Annotated in this window: 13 protein-coding genes; all 13 read left to right on the top strand. The window is 46.3% G+C overall.

Translation table 11 applies throughout. The annotated features are described in order from the left end of the window. Positions 1-1,607 precede the first annotated feature (1,607 nt). The 13 genes from D3H65_RS10680 (at position 1,608) to D3H65_RS10740 (ending at position 19,623) form a co-directional block, all read left to right on the top strand. The gene (locus D3H65_RS10680; protein ID WP_119050299.1) at positions 1,608-4,751 is read left to right on the top strand and encodes a SusC/RagA family TonB-linked outer membrane protein; all 3,144 of its coding nucleotides are present in this window, start codon (positions 1,608-1,610) and stop codon (positions 4,749-4,751) included. A 24-nt stretch (positions 4,752-4,775) separates the two neighbouring features. After that, a complete protein-coding gene (locus D3H65_RS10685) occupies positions 4,776-6,356 on the top strand; it encodes a RagB/SusD family nutrient uptake outer membrane protein (RefSeq protein ID WP_119050300.1) in 1,581 nt (526 codons plus the stop codon). A gap of 34 nt (positions 6,357-6,390) precedes the next feature. Next, positions 6,391-7,086, top strand: a complete 696-nt coding sequence (locus D3H65_RS10690) for a fasciclin domain-containing protein (RefSeq protein WP_119050301.1) — start codon at positions 6,391-6,393, stop codon at positions 7,084-7,086. Positions 7,087-7,133: 47 nt separating this feature from the next. After that, the gene (locus D3H65_RS10695) at positions 7,134-8,114 is read left to right on the top strand and encodes a DUF5007 domain-containing protein (protein WP_119050302.1); all 981 of its coding nucleotides are present in this window, start codon (positions 7,134-7,136) and stop codon (positions 8,112-8,114) included. Between the two features lie 426 nt (positions 8,115-8,540). Continuing rightward, entirely contained in the window at positions 8,541-9,356 is an 816-nt protein-coding gene (locus tag D3H65_RS10700) for a polysaccharide biosynthesis/export family protein (protein ID WP_119050303.1), read from the top strand. 8 nt (positions 9,357-9,364) lie between these two features. Beyond that, positions 9,365-11,701 (top strand): GumC family protein, encoded by a 2,337-nt coding sequence (locus D3H65_RS10705; protein ID WP_162915547.1) that lies wholly within the window; start codon positions 9,365-9,367, stop codon positions 11,699-11,701. Next, positions 11,658-12,989: a lipopolysaccharide biosynthesis protein gene (locus D3H65_RS10710; protein ID WP_119050305.1), complete on the top strand. Its 1,332-nt coding sequence runs from the start codon at positions 11,658-11,660 to the stop codon at positions 12,987-12,989. Before D3H65_RS10705 ends, D3H65_RS10710 begins: the two co-directional genes overlap by 44 nt. Before the next feature lie 9 nt (positions 12,990-12,998). Next, positions 12,999-13,925 carry a glycosyltransferase family 2 protein gene (locus D3H65_RS10715; RefSeq protein ID WP_119050306.1) on the top strand — a complete coding sequence of 309 codons (927 nt, stop codon included), beginning with the start codon at positions 12,999-13,001 and terminating at the stop codon, positions 13,923-13,925. Positions 13,926-13,943: 18 nt separating this feature from the next. Continuing rightward, the gene (locus D3H65_RS10720) at positions 13,944-15,215 is read left to right on the top strand and encodes a glycosyltransferase family 4 protein (protein ID WP_119050307.1); all 1,272 of its coding nucleotides are present in this window, start codon (positions 13,944-13,946) and stop codon (positions 15,213-15,215) included. Further along, the gene (locus D3H65_RS10725; RefSeq protein WP_119050308.1) at positions 15,205-16,737 is read left to right on the top strand and encodes a hypothetical protein; all 1,533 of its coding nucleotides are present in this window, start codon (positions 15,205-15,207) and stop codon (positions 16,735-16,737) included. Before D3H65_RS10720 ends, D3H65_RS10725 begins: the two co-directional genes overlap by 11 nt. After that, on the top strand, positions 16,734-17,375 hold the full coding sequence (locus D3H65_RS10730) for an acyltransferase (RefSeq protein WP_119050309.1): 642 nt from the start codon (positions 16,734-16,736) through the stop codon (positions 17,373-17,375). The genes D3H65_RS10725 and D3H65_RS10730 overlap by 4 nt, the downstream gene beginning before the upstream one ends. Continuing rightward, positions 17,372-18,532, top strand: a complete 1,161-nt coding sequence (locus D3H65_RS10735; RefSeq protein WP_119050310.1) for a glycosyltransferase — start codon at positions 17,372-17,374, stop codon at positions 18,530-18,532. Before D3H65_RS10730 ends, D3H65_RS10735 begins: the two co-directional genes overlap by 4 nt. A gap of 32 nt (positions 18,533-18,564) precedes the next feature. Then, positions 18,565-19,623: a glycosyltransferase family 4 protein gene (locus tag D3H65_RS10740; RefSeq protein ID WP_119050311.1), complete on the top strand. Its 1,059-nt coding sequence runs from the start codon at positions 18,565-18,567 to the stop codon at positions 19,621-19,623.

Raw genomic sequence — 19,623 nt, forward strand, 5'->3', positions numbered from 1 at the left:
GTGGTGCATGCCCCATCAGGGCCATAGTAGTTCCCGGGTCAGTCCTGGGTTCTCCGTGGTTAAGTCCGGGTCAGCAGTAAAGCAACAGTAAAGGAACAGTGAAGCAATAGTATCACTTCAGTACTCAAATGCAGGCGCAATGCGGATTTGTATTGTTTCTGATCGGCGAATGCACACCCCTGGCGGGTTTGATCGAAACAGAAGAATTGAAGACAGACAGGTATTCCATAAAAAATTATTCCCTTATTCAATGTACGAAATATGCCTCAATAAGCTAGCCAAAGACGAAAATATAAGCAGCCAGATTAAAACCCGAAGTAGTGGGGCCAGAAGAGTATATCTTCCCATCCATCCCACCAATCCAATAAATCCCGGTTCAGACAAAAATAGCCCCGCTCTCTCAAGCGGGGCCATTCCATACAAATATCAGATCAATACAGGTAATTACAAACTCCTCTGTACCTATCATACAGTTGAATGTTTAAAAATAAACTACATCGCCGTCAGACCCTAACAGCTTCGACTTTTAAAGTCAGCTCCTCATCCCGTCCAAATCCTGCCTTTCATTCCCCGCTGCATCCGGACCCTTGTCCTGTTTGCCTGGTGGCTGGCACACCAGGCCTTTCATTGATCACAGTGGTGAAAACGAAAACCAGTGGCAATAGCCCTCAGCCGGTAGCTATCTGCAAAAGCAAATAGCAAAGAGCTGAAATGGTAAAAGCTACTGCTAAAACCCAACCGCTTGTAGCCAACAGCTAAAAAAACTAGTCCCGCCACAACTTGTCCCGCCACAGCGGGCGCTCGCAGCTCTAAGCTCGTGGCTCAAAGCTTGCTTTCAGTGTTGCACAACACTTAGTTCCATCAACCATGCTTAGAGGCCTCGTCCACATGGTCAATTGCTTTGGTAACTGTTCCACACAAACATACGATAGCCGGATACCCGTTTCCAAATGCGAAGTGGGCGTTTCCGCAATCTTCGTTTGTTTGCAGGCATAATGGTTGTTTTTTCAACCATTATGCATCGATTCGCATGAAGATTTCGGAAACTGTCATAACGCATTTGGAAATGGCCTTGCTGATATAGTACGTTTGCAATGAGCCAGAAGGCAAGGTGACAAAAACAACAGCGACTAATAATCAGTACAAGACAAAATCAATAATCACCTGCCCTTCATTATGGCTACAGCATAGCTTCAGTATACCTTCAGTATGGATAGAGTATGCTAATAGCGACAAACACAAAAACAGCCACTTTTCGCAGAGACTGAGAGGGAAGCTGGCGCCTCCCACCCAAGGCAATACCCAAACACCACTAGAGATCCGCATCCATACCCTTTGATCAGGCAACCAGATAAAGAGCTGGGATAATTCCCCCCTGCTTTCATCAACCCTATCAACTTAAAGTTATCATGTCCCCTTGATAAAGCGTAAATCCTACACACAAAAATCAAGCGTTCAACCGCTAATCCCTGCGCAAACGGTTGCACTTCAACATTCCTTGCTAAATTGTTTTAGTCAAGGCAAAATAGGTTAAAGAAAAGTTAAGTTCTGCGTAAGTTTATCATGTGAATACCCCTACCTTTAAGGCTCAAACCAAACTTACTGTAATGATGAAAAAGTTCTTTTTATCATGTGTGTTGCTATGCCTGTCCCTTTGTATGCTGGGACAGGAAGTAATGATCACAGGAGTCATTTCCGATGCCAAAGGCGCACCCCTCCCGGGTGTAAGTATTAAGATCAAAGGCACCGAAAGAGGCGTTACCACCAATGACAAAGGTTTCTTCTCGATCCCAACCAAGGTCAATGATGTACTTGAAATATCCTACGTAGGATATGCTCCACAAACCGTTAAGGTCGTCAACGAACGCCCACTCTCCATCAAGTTAGCCGAGTCAAACAGCAATCTTACCGAAACAGTCGTCATCGGTTACCAGAAAGTAACCCGTAAGAAAAATACCGCCGCTATTTCCAGCATTTCCGGGAAAGAACTGGCCAACCTGCCTGCTGCCAGCTTTGACCAATTACTCCAGGGACGGCTTTCCGGGGTAAACGTGCAGAACTTCAGCGGCGCTCCCGGCGCTACACCCTCTGTAAGCGTTCGCGGTAGTTCACTCATTACTTCAGCTTACGATGAAAATACCGTACTCAATACGCCTTTATATGTAGTCGATGGGGTTCCCCAGCCTACCGAAACTTATGTAGGTCCAGGTACCGGTACCGGCATGAACTACCTCGGTGGTGTAAACCCCAACGATATTGAATCCATTGATGTATTAAAAGATGCCTCCGCAGCAGCCATCTACGGTTCCCGCGCAGCCAATGGGGTGATCCTCATCACTACCAAAAAAGGAAGAAGCGGTGCACCCAAAGTGATCGTATCCGGTTACGCCGGTATTGTTCAGCGCCCTGAATTGCGCGATGTAACACTCGGGGTAGCAGAAAGAAGAGCCAAGATGGACATCCTACTGAAGCAACTCGAACCTTCCCAAAAAAGAGGCCTGCCCTACCTGCTCACAGATAGCCTCAACCCCGCTTTTAATGGCAATACCGACTGGCAGGATATGTTTTACCAATCTGGAAGTATTAAAAGTGCCGACCTCAGCCTGAGCGGCGGAAGTGATGGCGGTACCAACTATCGTTTCAGCACCAATTATTACGATGAAAAGGGTATCATCAAGGCCACCGGCTTCAAGAGATACACCATGAGGCTCAACCTGGGCGCCCGTACTTTGGGCGGCAAGCTCGAGATCAACCCCATCATCAACTATTCCCGTACCGACAAGTCACGTGGTAATGGTGATGGCAACAGCCCCATCAGCCTGGGTGCCGGCAACATGCCGACCTCCCTTTTTAACCTCGATCCCAATAAAAAAGCCTTCCTACTGGGACAATATGAGGACAACCTCGACAAAAACATCAGCAACCAGTTCAACTTTACCTTGAACCTTGGATATAATTTCAATAGTCACTTAAGGCTCACCTCACTCACTTCCTATATCTATAGGAATGCCCGCCGCGACTACAACCGCACCAGCGAACTGATGAATGACAATGGAAACTACTCCTACACATTCTCCGACAATGGTGTAACCATTATGTCGTCCAACTACCTGAGCTATGTGAACAGCTTTGGAAAGCACAACCTCAGTGTGGTAGGCGGTCAGGAATTTACTTATGATCAATATCAATATACCACCGCCTCCGGTTCAGGTGGTGCATCTGACCAGATCCAGGTAGTACAGGGCTTCCAGCAACTTAAAATAGGCGCCTATTCCGATTACCAGGCCTATGGTTTATTGTCCTATTACGGACGTATGGCCTATGATTTTGATGGCAAATACCTCCTTTCCGGTAGCGTACGTACCGATGGATCATCCCGCTTCGGTGAAGACAACAAATGGGGCTTCTTCCCCTCTGCTTCAGCAGCCTGGATCATGACAGAAGAATCCTGGATGAAAGGAATAACCAACACTTTCTCTATGATCAAGCTGCGCGCCAGCCTGGGTACTTCCGGAGCCATGCCCAACGAAAACTATCTCCAGTATAACCTGTACAATGTAAACGACGTTCCCTTCAATGGTAACGACAGAGCAGGCACCTACAACTCCATCACAGCCGTTACCCCCAATTTCTATAATGGCGCCGCACAGAAAGGATTGAGCTGGGAAAGATCAAAGCAATGGAATATTGGTACCGATGTGGAGATCCAGAATGGCAAATACTCTGCCTCGCTCGATTTCTATAATAAAGAAAACTCCTTTGGCTTATTCTCTGTATTGCTCCCCGTAACTTCTGGTTATGATGTAGCCAAAACCAACTCCATTGGTGTACGTAACTACGGCGTGGAATTAACCCTGGCAGCCAACCTCCTACCCAGCAAGAGTGAATTAAAATGGTTCAGTCGACTCAATATCGGGTTCAATAAGAACAAGATCATGAACCTGCCCAATGGTGGCCGCGACCTGGTATTGAATGGCGACCGTTTCGACAAAAACCATATTCTTTCCGTAGGCAGCCCCATCAATGCATTTTACCTGTACAAAACATTGGGAGTATATGCCACAGATAAAGATGTGCCCGTCAATCCATTTACAGGTGGGCTGTTTAGAAATCCAAACGGAGAATACCGCGCCGGTGATTTCCAGTTTGCCGACCTCGATGGTGATTACCTGATTGATGTATTCAATGAAGGCCTCAACCCTGATAAAATGCCTGTTGGTGATCCCAACCCCAAAGTAACCGGTGGTATTACCAACAACTTTACCTGGAAAAACCTTTCACTCAGCGTATTCTGCACCTTCACATTTGGAAGAGATGTATTGAACCTCTTTAAGTCCGATCGTTTTGCCAACTCACAGGACGGCAGCGCCAATTATAATTTTGCCCGCTTTTCCATCGCCGACCTCAATAAATACAACATCTGGCGCGAACCAGGTGACAAAGCCGAATACGCCAAGTATGACTTAGGTAGTTATCGTTATTACTATACCTCTGCCCAAACATTCTTCCTGGAAAAAGGCGATTATTTCAGGGTCAAAAGCATCATACTGGGTTATGACCTTTCCCGCAACTTGCTGAGCAAATTCAAGATTGACCGGTTCAAAGTTTTCGGTTCTATCGACAATGTGGCCATGTTCCAGCGTTCTAAAGACCTGCCCGATGCAGAAGCCGTAAACTCTTATGGAGAATACAGTGGCGCGGGTTATCCCATTCCCCGGAAATTCACACTAGGCCTGGAAGTTCAATTCTAATGTAAACGTTAAAAAAGGAAAACTATGAAACGCAGTTTATCAATATATACCCTCGCCATATTGCTGGTGTGTGTGCTGGCGGGTAGTGCCTGTAAAAAAATACTGGAACAAACCCCTAAAAACTCTACCTATGGCGAAGTGTTCTGGAAATCAGCCCGCGATTACTCAGGCGCCATGGCAGGCAACTACGCCTTGCTAAGAGATGCCCTGACCGATAAAAACAACCGTTACTATATGTACGGGGACGCTATAGCCAAAAATTACTTTACCATTAAGTATAATGGCGACGGGTTGGAAGGTATCCAGAATGGTGATTTTACTTTCAAATACAACCTCAACTCCCTGGGTGATTGGACCAAATTCTTCAAGACCATCACCATGAGCAACCTCATCATCGACAAGGTCAATAAATCAACCGATGCTGATTTCAGTGACCTGACCAGTGATATCCAACAATTCAAAAATAAAATAAAAGGCCAGGCCCTCTTTCTCCGGGCATTCACCTATTTTGAAATGACCCGGGTATGGGGCGATGTGCCAATGGTCATTGAATCCTATGAAGATCCCCTCACTGCTCCTCAACTTCCTCGTACGCCCGCCGTTGATGTATGGAAACAAATTGAAAAAGATGCCAAAGAAGCCGCAGCCTTATTGGAATGGGGGTATGCTGTAAAGCAGGAAAGAGCGGTGACCGCCAACAGGGGCGCAGCTTATGCATTGCTTACACACCTCTACCTTTGGCGCGCCACCATGAGCAACCTCAACTCCACTGTACCCAACCCGGTGGATGTGAACAATGCCGATACTACCGTTACTAAACTGCTGGCGCAGGGTGGTTACACCTACACCGATACCACTAATTATTACATGACCTTTATCGGTCGTAACAATACTGTTACTTCTTCCGAAGGCATCTTCCAGTTGTATATGGACGACAGAACACAGGAAGGGTCCAAATACCATATTGGCCTGGAATTCCTGCGTGGCGAAGAATACGTGGATTATTTTGGCAACAGTGCGCGCTTCTGGGTACCCTCTGCCTATTTCAACAACAATTACCAGTTCTGGTTTTGGAATGGTTCTGATTGGGTAAGACCGCTTGATACCATGGACATCCGCTACCGTAAGAATTTCGATTATGTAAATTCTACCGAGCCCATGTGCCGCAAGTACAGCAATGTAGTGTACCGCAACCCCGGCCAGAGCCTCGATGCTTACCTGAGCAATGACATGATCATCTTCCGCTATGCAGACATGAAACTCTTGCAGGCAGAAATCGCCCTGTACAAAAATGACCTCCCTACAGCCATTCAGATCATCAACGACAACCGCGAAAGAAATGGTTCTAATCCTGCCAACCGCGTAGATGACACCTATACCCGTGATGATCTTATGTGGGAATATGTAACAGAACGGGGGAAAGAATTGTACCTGGAAGGTCATATCTATTATGATCTGCTCCGCACAAGGAAATATGAAGACTTTATAGATTGGCTTACTGCAAGCAGGTTTACCCGTGGCGGCTTTTACTGGCCGGTAAACCCTGGCTTATTCAAGGAAAACAGGTTCCTGGTTCAAACCTCTTATTGGCTGGGCAAGATCTAAACATCACATGTTTAACTCAATTAACTATTCGTTTATGAAAAATATAATTCCAGGCATATTTGTTCTCCTGATAGCGGCAAGCCTCGTATCCTGCAAAAAGGATGGCTATAAAAATGATGGCGGCACACACGATCCCAGGGTCAACATGACAACCTACGATTTTCTCAAATCAAAGCCCCAGTTCTCTTCCCTGATACGATTGATAGACAGGGCTGGTTTAAAAGATGCCATCAACGGCAATATCACCTTCTTTGCTAGTACCAATTTCAGCGTCGATGAATTTGTTCGAGCTAGATACTATAAAAAAGCTAAAGAACTGAATGACGAAAATATCATATATACCCTAGATAGCCTACCGCTGCAGGAGATAAAAGATTCATTAAAGATGTACATGTATACTGGTGATCTGGGCAGGGATAAGCTCACATTGGAGGGGAAATATATTCAAAACCTCTTGGGTACTATACCTAATACAGCTTTCTACATCAAACTAAGAAGAGTAAAGGCCGACGATTTTAACCCTTATCTTAATTATGTGGATTACATCAATTTTACTAAGGTGATCGCTACCCGTGACGAGACCGAGCCTGATCCGAAGAAAATTCCCGCAAAAGACAAAGACATGAGTGTTGACTGCCAAACCACCGGCATCATCACTACCACCGGCATTATTCATGTACTGGATGATTACCACCGGTTATTCTTCAACACCGAAGAGTTACCTAAATAATAATCCCAAACGCTATCATTATTTTCTTACATACAAGCATATTCAATATGAGAAAAATAATCATCTTACTACTCGGCGTTGTATTGGTCACCGCTGCCTGTAAAAAAATACAGGAAGGTTTCCTTAGCGATACCATGCGCTATATCGATAAAAATATCTATTGTCTGCGTGGCCTGCCCCTGGTACAAACACAACGTATAGATATCGATGGCTCAACACCGCCCATGAATTTTGAAATGCTCAACCTACGTGATGAGAACGGCAAGCCAGCTCCTAAGGAATTCTTTGAGAAATATGAAGTCCTCTTGTTTAAGCCAGGCATGGCCTTCGACATTAAGACAGATACCACAGTGGCTGAACTGGATAAAAAACGAGAGAAGAAGACCATACCTCCAATGGATTTTAACCCCATTAGCGGACAAATTAGCTTCAACCGTGGCTCTGTTAATATCCCCTTGGGCAAGTATACATTTGACCTACAGGCTACCAACGTGCATGGTACTAAGATATTTCCGGCTTTCGCGACAATCAACATCGTAGACCCCGTAGCAGACGACATCTTTGTACAGGAAGATAATGTATCCAATGCTTTTCATAATGTGACCGGTGCAGCCACCCCCCATAAGAACCCAAAGCTCACATTTACCAAAGTATCCAACGACGGCGCAAGGATCATCCTGAAACTAACCGATAAGAATGGTAACCCCTTCAATCCCAAAGCCGGTGAGATCATCCGCCGTGGCGACCGCCCTACCTTTGAGAATTATGCAAAATTTACCCCGGTTAAGTTTACAGATACCGCCATGGTCTGCGATTTTGAAGTAGCCCCCTTCCCGTTGGCCAAGTATGTAGACGCCACCACCGACTGGGGCCACCTGATCTACTACCGCATACCCAGCCAGTTTGCAACCGTAGACGGCTTTACACCCGGACTGTATTCTGTAAACCCACGGTTTGCCTTCACCCTCAAAATGGAGGGCACCTATATCATTGAACTTAAATTCACCGATGTGACCAGGGTCAACTAATGTTAACGGCTGTCACCCTGAGCTTGTCGAAGGGTTGTCGAAGCCATCACACCCAACCAACAGTTTCGATAGCAATTTCTCCGTACGCTATTATCCATGTTCCTCCAGATACATCCCATCCCGCTAGCCGGGGCGGGATGTATTTTTTTTAGTATACCCAACTCCCACAGTATTAATTCTTAGTTATCACATCTGGCACATTTCATATATGAGAGCAAGCCGACCTAATTAATTAAAAATTAAATAGGTGCGGTTATAATAAACACCACTTTGTCCCGTTTAGAGATTTGTAATCCAATATTGGGAAAACACCCCGGTTGCTTGCCATCGTTTCGTTGCTTTGATTCATCACCTGCTCAGGCTACTGTGCCACCAGGTTGTAAGTTGATAAACCATTTAGTCAAAATCTAATATCGGATAAAACCAATGACCCGGTTAAATCGATCCTATTCTGTAGTGCCTTTATTGCTATGCGCAATCCTGTTTGCCTGTTCATGTGGTACCAATAAAAAGATCACTTATTTTCAGGATACACCGGATTCTCTTTACCTCTCTCCTAAGGTCCTGGCTGGCGCTCCTTATCGCGAGCCTACCATTCAGCCGAATGATATCCTCCAGATTTCAATACTCACCCTCGACCCCCAGGTCAATAATATACTGGCTGCCGCCAATGCCAACTCCATTACCATTCAACCCGGATCAACCGGCATTGCCCCCGCCCCCCCTGCCGCTATCAGTGGATTCCTGGTAGATAGTAAGGGCCAGGTCGAATTGCCCGTAATAGGAAAGATCATGGTAGGTGGTATGACTACCGCTATTGCAAGAGACACCATCCACGACAGGGTGGCCGTTTATTATAAGAACCCCGTTGTCAATGTACGCTTCGCCAATTTTAATGTTACCGTACTCGGAGAAGTAGCACGCCCGGCCACCTATGTAGTACCCAGCGAAAAAGTGAGCATTCTCGATGCCATCGGTATGGCCGGTGATCTCACCATTTATGGAAAAAGAGAAAATGTATTGTTGATAAGAGATTCAGCGGGCGCCAAAAATATGATCCGGTTTGACCTCAACTCGTCTGCCACCCTTTTATCGCCCTACTTCTACCTTAAGCAGGGCGATGTAGTATATGTGGAACCAGCCAAATCAAAAATAGCTTCTACAGATGCTGCCAAAGCAAGGAACATTACACTACTGGCATCAGGTCTTTCTTTACTCGTTGTCATTTTTACAAGACTCTAAGCATGGATATGTCAATACAACATAAAGCTGTAAACATAGAAGCACAGGAAGCGGAAAAAAGCAACCAGCTGATCCAGAAGTTTGCCAACAAATTTTTCAGGCTCTGGCCCTGGCTCATTGTATCCGCCGTTTTGGGCGTAGGATTGGCTTATTGCTACCTCCGGATATCCTTTCCTGCTTATAAGATCCATGCCTCTGTATTGGTACAGGATGACAATAAAAGCACCGATCTCGGTGAAGCAAGCATCCTGCGTGATTTTGGACTGATGGGAAAAAGCAATGTGGACAACGAAGCAGAGATATTTAAAAGCCGGTCCCTCATGGAGCAGGTCGTAAGGGATATGCGCCTCAATGTAAGCTATTATTCAGAAGGCAAAGTAAAGAACACAGAAACCTATGGCGGAAGGCCCGTAGACTTCAGGTTCCTCGTACCTTCTACCGACACCTCCGATATTAAGACCCAGTATGTGCTCCAGTTCAATAAAAGCAGCATTACCAACTTCACCTTAACCAATAACGAACAGGAATACAAAGGCCACCTGGGCGATACCATACAATTACCCGAAGGCCCTGCCGTGGTAACACCCGCAGCAGGTTATGCCAAATGGCAATATGAGACCCCCCTCACCATTGCAGTTGTCCCCGTAGACGCCGCTACCCAGAAATACCTGGCCTCCCTTAAAGTGGAGATCCCCAATAAACAGGTAAGCGTTATCTACCTTACCCTAAGCGATATCATACCCGCTAAGGGAGAAGCCATCCTCAATCAACTGATCGCCGCCTATATGCAGGCCAACGTAACCGATAAAAACAGGATTGCCGACAGCACCATCCAATTTATTCAGGAAAGGTTGCGACTTGTATTTGGCGAGTTGAACGATATTGAAAAAGACATCGAAAGATTTAAGACAGACAATAAACTAACCGACCTCACCGCCCAATCAGGTTTACTCCTGCAAAACACCAGTGAATATGCCAAACAGCAAACTGGTCAGGAAGTGCAGTTATCTGTAGTACAGGCCCTGGAACAATTCTTAAAAGACAACCTCAACAATGCCCGGGTAGTCCCCTCTTCCCTGGTCATGCAGGATGCCAACTTTATAGCCCTTGTTCAAAGATACAACGAAACACAGATGCAGCGCGATAGGATGCTCATGAGCTTAACCGCCAGCCATCCTTCCGTCATCACTACCGAAGAGCAATTGAGCAACCTGCGCATCGAACTCCTTAGCAGCATAGCTTCTGTAAAAAAAGGCATCGAAGTAAGTGTTAGTGAATTGAAGAAGCGAACAGCAGGCATGGAATCTACCATCACCACCATACCAGCTAAAGAAAGGACTTTCCTCGATTATTCCCGTCAGCAGGCCATCAAACAGGAATTGTACCTGTTTCTGCTGAAGAAGATGGAGGAGACCGCCATTTCCAAATCGGCTACCATTGCAAGTGCACGGGTCATCGACCGCGCCAAATCCGACCCCAGCCCCTTCAAACCCAGCAAGACCATGATACTTTTCGTGGGTTTAATGGGTGGCCTCGTTTTGCCTTTTGCCATCAGCTTTGGAAAAGACATGATCAATACCAAAGTGGCTTCTATGGAAGACATTGTTAACAATACCACCATACCTGTACTGGCAGAAATTGGTCATAACAACGCCAACCAGGTCGTAGCCGTCACGATGAATTCAAGGCAGCTGATTGCAGAACAGTTCCGTTCTCTGCGTACCAATCTCCAATACCTGATACCCAATAAGCTGGAAAAAACCATCCTCATCACCTCCAGCATGAGCGGGGAAGGAAAATCTTTCCTGTCTATCAACCTCGCCGCCACCCTCGCCCTGGCCAATAAGAAAGTGATCCTGCTGGAGCTCGATCTCCGCAAACCAAAAATATCAGAAAACCTGGGCTTGCAAAAAACAGGCTTTACCAATTACATCATTTCAGAAGGTGCCGACTGGCGTACCATGATACAAGGTGCCGGTCAACAGATCAACTTTGATGTATTCGCATCAGGTCCACTGCCCCCCAACCCCACCGAATTGCTGATGTTGCCTAAAGTAACCCAGCTCATGGAAGAATTAAAGGCCAGCTATGATTATATCATCATCGATTCGCCCCCTGCCGGTATGGTAACCGATGCAGAGATCATGGCCTCTTATGCCAACCTTACCATCTACGTCGTAAGGCATCATTACACCTACCGCCAGCAGATCAGGCTGGTAGAAAAATTATACCATAAGCAAACCCTGCCCCGTATCAATATTGTGGTCAATGATGTAGACATCAGGAAAGGTCATTACGGGTATGGCTACGGATATGGATATGGAAGCTATCATGCAGAATCATAATAACACAGGCATGCAGATCAGCAGGCTATATATAAATCACAAACATTCCATCAGGAATCTTTCCCTCTACTTCACCGCCAATATTATACAGGTGGTGATAGGGTTATTGCTCAATCCACTACTGTCATCCCACCTGTCGGCCGAAAACTTTGCCGTCATTGGATATTATGATTCATTCAGCCTGTTTATACTTCCCTTCCTCAGTTTTTCCCTGTCTTCCTATTATGCAAAGAACTATTTTACATGGGATGAACCTAAGCGGGAGGAAGCCCTCAACACCCTCGTACTCTTTCAGGGCATTGTAGGACTCTTCACCACTGCCCTCCTGTTGGGTGGCCTCAAGATCTATTTCAACCTGCAGCATATTACCTTTGACTTTTACCCCTTTGCTTTGCTGGCCTTTGGAAAGGTATACCTGCAGTGCATTTTCTCTTTCTACTTCATGCACCTGCGTCTGCAAAAGAGAGCAAAAGCATTTTTTAACATCAACGTATTGTACAACCTGCTCAATGTAGTATTTGTATTGTTGCTCGTAGTAGCCATGCGCGGAGAAGCCATTGGACGCATGGAAGGCTTATTCATCGTAAACCTGATCTTTGGCGTCTATGCATTTAGAAAACAGGTAAAGAAGGCTTCCCTCAATTTCGCCATCGCCAAAGATGCCCTGCGCTTTTGTTGGCCTCTGATGTTATCAGCCCTGCTCACTTATTTCTTTTCAGGCTTTGATACCCTGCTGCTGGAGCGGGTGGATGATGTACACAGCCTTGGCCTGTACAGCGTGGCCGTAAAAATAGCCTCCTACTTCCTCTTGTTCTCCACCTCTATCGACTCTACCTTTGAGCCCGATTTCTACCGCCACGTAGCCAACAACAACAGGAAGGGATTAATGAAAGTGATCCTTACCACCAATGTATTGAAGATAGCACCCGTATTAATATTCCTCGCTACCGCCGAACTGGTAATGGGTATCCTTACCAACTACCGCTACCTCGATGCTACCAGCTTTGCCCGTATCATGGTATTTGCCAGCATCACCCGGTCCATCAGCTTTACCTTGTCCATGACCATCGTAGCCTGCGGCTATTCAAAACTATCACTGGTGGAAAAGCTCACCGGTTCCATACTCGTCATCATAATGTATATAGCACTGATCAATAATTATGGATTTGCAGGCGCCGCCTGGGGACAGGTATTAGCCTACGCTATCATGTCTGTCATCAGCATCGGCTTTCTGGCCTGGTTATACATGAACAAAAAAATATTTCAACCTGGCAATAAAACATCTTAACCCGTAATCATGGTGCAGCATCCCGAAGCGCCGGTTTTATTAGTAACATTCAACCGGCCAGATTATACGAGACAGGTTTTTGAGCAGATCCGGAAGGCACGGATTGCCAGGCTGTATGTATTTAACGACGGGCCCCGCGCAGGCAATACGGAAGATGCAACAGCCAGGACCGCTATTCGCGCCCTGCTGCAGGAGATTGACTGGCCATGCGAACTCCAGGTACTTTTCCCTGAAAAGAACCTCGGCTGTGCCGTAGGCGTATCCTCAGCTATTTCATGGATATTCCAGCACGAAGAGCGCGCCATCATATTGGAAGATGATACCGTTCCTTCACCAGCCTTCTTTACCTATTGTCGCGAGATGCTGGAGCGTTATAAGAACGATACCCGTGTATGGATGGTTAGTGGTAATAACTACAATGAAGAATATGAACTTCCTGCCAGCTATACTTTTTCACGCAGCGCCATCCATATATGGGGATGGGCTACCTGGAAACGTTGCTGGAACCATTATGACATTTCACTCGATGCCTGGCAGCCCTTTTCAGAGGCCGGCGGCTTTAGTAACCTCTTTGGCTCAAAAATAGAAATAGACTTCTGGACACAACGGTACCAACGCCTCTATGCAGAGCGGGACATAGTGACCAGGAAAACTTGGGACTATCAATATGTATTGTCCTTGCAGGTCAATGGTGGCTTGTGCATCGTGCCAGGCAAAAACCTGGTCACCAATATTGGCCACACAGGCACCCATACCGGAGGTGTACACTCCTTTCACAATAGACCCGTAGATGACGCCTTCCTTACCAGCCGGCACCCTGATTTCATATTGGCCAACGCAGGTTACGACAGCCACCATGTACGATCATTCTGGAAAAGGAAAAAGCCTGTCACCACCAGGATCAACAATAAACTAAAGAAAATATTAAGCAGGTAACCCGGAATTCTATCTCGTATGAAAGTACTTTGGTTCACAAATACTCCTTGCTCTGCTGCGGAAAAACTGCAGCTCAAAAGCCATGGCGGAGGCTGGTTAAAAGCCCTTGAACTGGCACTGGGCGGTTATCCAGATATAGACCTGCACATCTGTTTTTATAGCGCACAACCTCATGAGCCATTCAAATATGGCAGCACTACTTTTTTTCCTGTCCAGCGGAAGAACAGGGGCTCTAAGTTCCAAAGGTTAATTCAACGCATGGTACAAAAGAACTACGACCAGCAGGAACTGCAACAATTATTGGCCGTAACGAAAGCCGTACAACCCGACATCATTCATATCCATGGCACCGAAGACAACTTCGGCTTGCTCCAGCAACAAATCCAGGTGCCCGCTGTACTCTCCATACAAGGTATCCTGAACCCCCTGAGTGAAAAATTCTTTGCCGGTATTCCCGCCAGCGATGCAGGGCGTAAAGAAAGCTTGAAAGCCAAGCTCAGTTTCAGGTCAGCAGGGCGTTTACACAAAAACCTGCGAAAGAATGCTGTCCGTGAACAACAGATCTTGAAACTAACGCGTAATGTAATTGGTCGCACCGGTTGGGACAAAAGAGTATCCCGCATCATGGCGCCCGGTAGTCAGTATTATATTAATAACGAAGCCCTGCGTCCTGCATTTTATGAGGCCCGTTGGAGCAAAAAAGCATTTGGTCAGCCTTTGAAGATCGTGACCATCTCCAGCGATGCCATTTACAAGGGTTTTGAGACCATTGTAAAAGCAGCCCGTTTACTGGCCGCCTACCCTGCCCTGCAATTTGAATGGGTCATCGCAGGCCTGAGCGCGAACAGTGATATTGTGCAAACCACCCTCAAATGGTTGAAGGAAAACACCGGCTCACTCAATATTAAACTGATCGGAGGCGTTGGTGAAACAGAACTCGTACAACTTCTGCAGGATGCCGATATCTACTGCCAGGTAAGCCATATTGAAAACAGTCCCAACAGCCTGTGCGAAGCCATGCTCATCGGGATGCCTGTGATAGCCAGCTATGCAGGAGGAACAGCCTCCCTGCTCGACAACGAAAAGGAAGGTCTGCTGGTACAGAATGGTGATGCCCATGCCCTGGCAGGCGCCATCGTTCAAATCAACGACAATTTTCCTCTGGCTGCTGCCATGGGAGAAAAAGCAAGGGCCCGGGCCCGGGAGCGACATAATAAACAAGCCATCACAAACGATTTAATACAGATCTATAAAACAGTGATCAATCATCGTCCCGTTCATGAATCCTAATCCCGCCATACTTGTTTTTGACTTCCTGGATGTAAAAAGCGTGTTACGCTATTTACTCACCTTTGCCATTGTATTGGCCGGAGGATCTGTGGTGGGAGAAGCATTCGCCTTACTCGTGGTGGGCGTCTTTCTATTTTATATAGTGAGCGGGCGGTTGTTTAAAACCATGGAATGGTGGATCATCTGGCTCTTTTGTTTTGGCTTTTACCAGGGACAACTGCTCATTAAGACAGAGGCCATTGCCAAATATGTAGCCAAGCCTACTTTTTTATTGTTCCTCGTTTTTGTCGTTTTCTTTTATAAAATACCAACGCAGGCAAAGCTTTCCCGCTATATCATGAGCTGGATCGCCTTCCTGGCCCTGGCCTTCCTTAGCCTGTTATACCACGGACAATCCCCTTTTGTATTGATCACCGCCAGCGCCTTCTTCCTCCTCTTCATTGTATTGAGGGGTTCCACACTTACTGAAAAGAATTGCTTCCAGTTGCTCAACCTGTTCACAGCAGCAGCTATCTTACAAACATTGGTTTGCATTTTGCAGATAGCCCAGATCATCCCCCCTTCTTCCAGTATGATGGATGATGGCACCGGAGGTCAGTTTGAATGGATAGCCGGCCTCGATGATGTGGCCTGTGGCACATTCGGCCCCGTATCGGGTCACATCGTATCCTGGTATGTATCCCTGATGGCTGTGTTCTTTATGCTCGTATGGACCGTCAACCGCAAATCTAAATACCTCATACTGGCAGGCATTTCCCTCCTCCAGTTTGCCACCATCGATTCCAAAACCATCATGGGTGTTATGGCAGCCATGATGATATACCTCTTCTATTACCTCACCAAACACCGGCAGGCATTCAAACTCCCCGCACGCAAGCTGGGGTCTTTTGGCGTTACCGTAGGTATCATGGCCTTCTTCCTCTTCATGGGATGGCAATATTATTACGAATACCAGAACAGGGAAGGTGGTGCCATCAACAGAAGCAACTTTGACCAGGTATACGAAGCTGAGATCAAAAAATCGCAGGAACTGATCGTGGAGAACATTGGCGACTGGGGCAAAATAAGAGGCTTCTCCTATGTATTCACCGACTTTATAGAGTCCGACCCCTTCGAAGTATTCTGGGGATATAGCCTTCTGGGTTATAGCTTCAACAACAAAATGGCTTATATAGAAAGTAAGGATACACCCATCATGCAATTGAATAACTTTACCAAAAGCCGTTCCACCTTCATTGCCCAGTTTGCCCAAAGTGGCCTCCTGGGTTTCTTCTTCTTCATGATGGCCCTTTACCTCTGGTACAAATTCAATGTAAATATCCGGGTGTTGAATCCTGTAGACCTGGTAAGGATCTCCCTGGTAAAAATATTCCTGCCATTTACCATGGTCGCTGCCTTTCTGTACAATATCACCCTTACCAGCATTACCATGGTAAGTTTTGCTGCCATTGTATCATTGCTTAAACAGTATTCGGATTATATAGAACGAAATAAACAGACAGCCTACAATAGCGAGATATGAAATTCAGGAACCTGGCACATACAATCTATACCCTTCGTACCAGATGGAAGGAACAGTTGGGAAAACGCAACCGGTTGCATGCAGCCTGGTGGGGTGTGAAACTGGGCAGCCAGTCCAGCTTTATCGGCAGGTGCTATTTCAAAAGATATCCAGGCACCAGCATCCGGATAGGCAGCCACTGTTCCTTTCTATCCAGCGCCAATGCCAACCTGATCGGCATTAACAAACCCTGTATTATTTCAACCCATCATTCCCGGCATACTGCCACCATAGAAATTGGAGACTATTGCGGATTCAGCGGCACCGTTATTGGCGCGTTTAAGTATATCAAACTCGGCAAGAACGTACGTTGTGGCGCCAATACCCTGATCAGTGATGCCGATTGGCACCTTGATGATCCCAGGAGCGGCCCGCCTGCCGATGTGATCATAGAAGACAATGTATGGCTGGGAGTTAACTGTGTGGTCCTGAAAGGCGTTACCATTGGCGCCAATACCGTTATCGGCGCCAATAGCGTGGTCACTAAAAGTATTCCTGCCAACGTTATTGCAGCAGGCAACCCCTGCCGCGTGATCCGCCCACTGACCATTAATGATGCAGCGCCTTACAAGGCAGTGAACCAAAGCCATTACTCATGAAGCACAATATTGTATTCCTCGGCGCAACGGATAACTATCCTTTAAAGTTCACCGCTACCAATTCCAAGAACGAGCTGGTAGCAAGAGGCCTGTTGCCCCATGCAGAGAAGATCACCTTTATCAATTCCCCGCTAGGCATTAATAAAACAACACCCGATGGAGAGCTTAGTGGTCACAGGCATGGCTATGAATACCATGTGTTCCGGAAAAGCAGGGGCCTGAGCCTGTTGAAAAATATCCGCGGTGTATACAGGCTGATGAAAGAGAAACGAAGCCCCGATGGCAGTAACATACTGATCATGGAGCACAGCTATATACCCCTATACCTGTTGTATACCCTGTTTGCCAAAAGACTCCGGTACAAGACCGCCGTCTTCATAACCGAATGGCATATCTATTTTGAGAACATGCCTTTGCATAAGAAGATCGACTATGCCATCTTTGATTATACGTTTGGCTATTTTACCCATGCCATCATGCCCATCAGCCATTTGCTGGAACAAAAGCTGGGCCATTTCAAAAAGCCTATGTTGAAAGTACCCGTATTGGCCGACTTTGAAATGCTAAAGCCTATACAGTACGCGCCTGCTGCAACAAACCAGGAGTACTTCATGTATTGCGGTACCCTGGGTTATTTCTCCGTTATACAATTCATCATTAAGAGCTATGCCATTTTTGTGCGCCGGGGTTATCAGCAAAAGCTGCGCCTGGTACTCAATGGCAGCGAAGAACGTATGCAACAGGTAAAACAACTGATAGCTGCAGAGCAACTCGAAGCAAATGTGATCATAGAGCAACGTCTTCCCTTCAACAAGTTATTGGAAGGATACCAACAGGCACTCGCACTCCTGATCCCCTTACGCCCTGAAAAACAGGACAAGGCCAGGTTCTCCCACAAAATAGGAGAATACCTGTCCAGTGGCAGACCCATTGTAACCAGCCAGGTGGGAGAAATTGAACATTATTTCGAGCATAAAAAGAATGCCTTCATTGCAGCCACCTATACCGAAGAAGCCTATGCTGATGTGCTCACCCTGGTAGCAGGCAACAGAGAGTTGGCCAACAAAGTAGGCCTGGAAGGCAGAAAGCTGGGAGAAACAGCATTCAACTATCTCAACCATGGACAGCATATAGCCGATTTTATCAATAAAATATAATCCGATTAATAAAACTTTACAACAGTATCAAGATGAAAATCCTCATGACCGGCCCCAACAATGACCCCGCACAATCGCTGGGAGGCATTGTTACTGTGATAAACATGATACTGAATAACGTGTCTCATGAAACCGACTTTTTCGACCGCGACCTGGGCAGTAAGAATAAGACAGCTACCTGGTTTCAGAAAGTAAAGAAGTTTCGCCGCACCTTAAACAGCCAGCACTACGACCTTATACATTTTCACTTTTCATTCGATAAGAAGTCTGTGATCCGTGAGTTCGCCTACCTCTACCTGGCTAAAAAGAAAAACATTCCCTTTATCATTCACTTTCATGGCGGCGTACTGGCTTACCAGAAAAGCAATTCCTTCCTGGTAAAATGGATGGTAAAAGCAGCTACCCAATTGATCGTATTGAACGAAGATGAAAAAGAATCCATACAACGCCTCTACCAGGTGCCGCCACAAAAAGTGTTGATACTCCGCAACTGTATTGACCTGAACGAAATTCCTGCTTTTACCAACGATACTCCCTCCTACAACCGGATCATCTATTTCGGTCGCCTGCACCTGCCCAAGGGCCTGAAAGAAATTGTAGAAGCATTGAAGATCATCAAGGCTCAGCAACTCAACTTCAAACTGGAAGTCTACGGATCAGGCCCCGATGAAACCTGGTTCCTGGATGCCCTGAAAAGCAGCCTCGGAGATTCCTTTGAATACAAAGGCGTAGTATGGGGATCACAGAAATGGCATTCCCTCAACAACTCCGACATCTTCCTGCTGCCGTCACATGGAGAAGGTATGCCCATGGCATTATTGGAGGCCATGGCCCTTGGCAAAACTGTTGTAGTATCCGATGTGGATGCCTTCAAAAAAGTGGTGATCGATAATGAGAACGGCTTCCTGGCCCAACAAAGATCTTCAGACGACCTCGCCCGCTCCCTGGCAGCCGTATTGTCAAATCCGGCAAAGCAGTCTGAAGTAGGCAAAAAAGCCAGGGCAACTATTGAAAAGGACTACTCTTCAGATTATTATATCAAATCTTTGAACACCGTATACAATAGTCTGCTGAATAATGCGATAAGATAA

The sequence above is a fragment of the Paraflavitalea soli genome, assembly GCF_003555545.1.
Lineage (GTDB): Bacteria > Bacteroidota > Bacteroidia > Chitinophagales > Chitinophagaceae > Paraflavitalea > Paraflavitalea soli.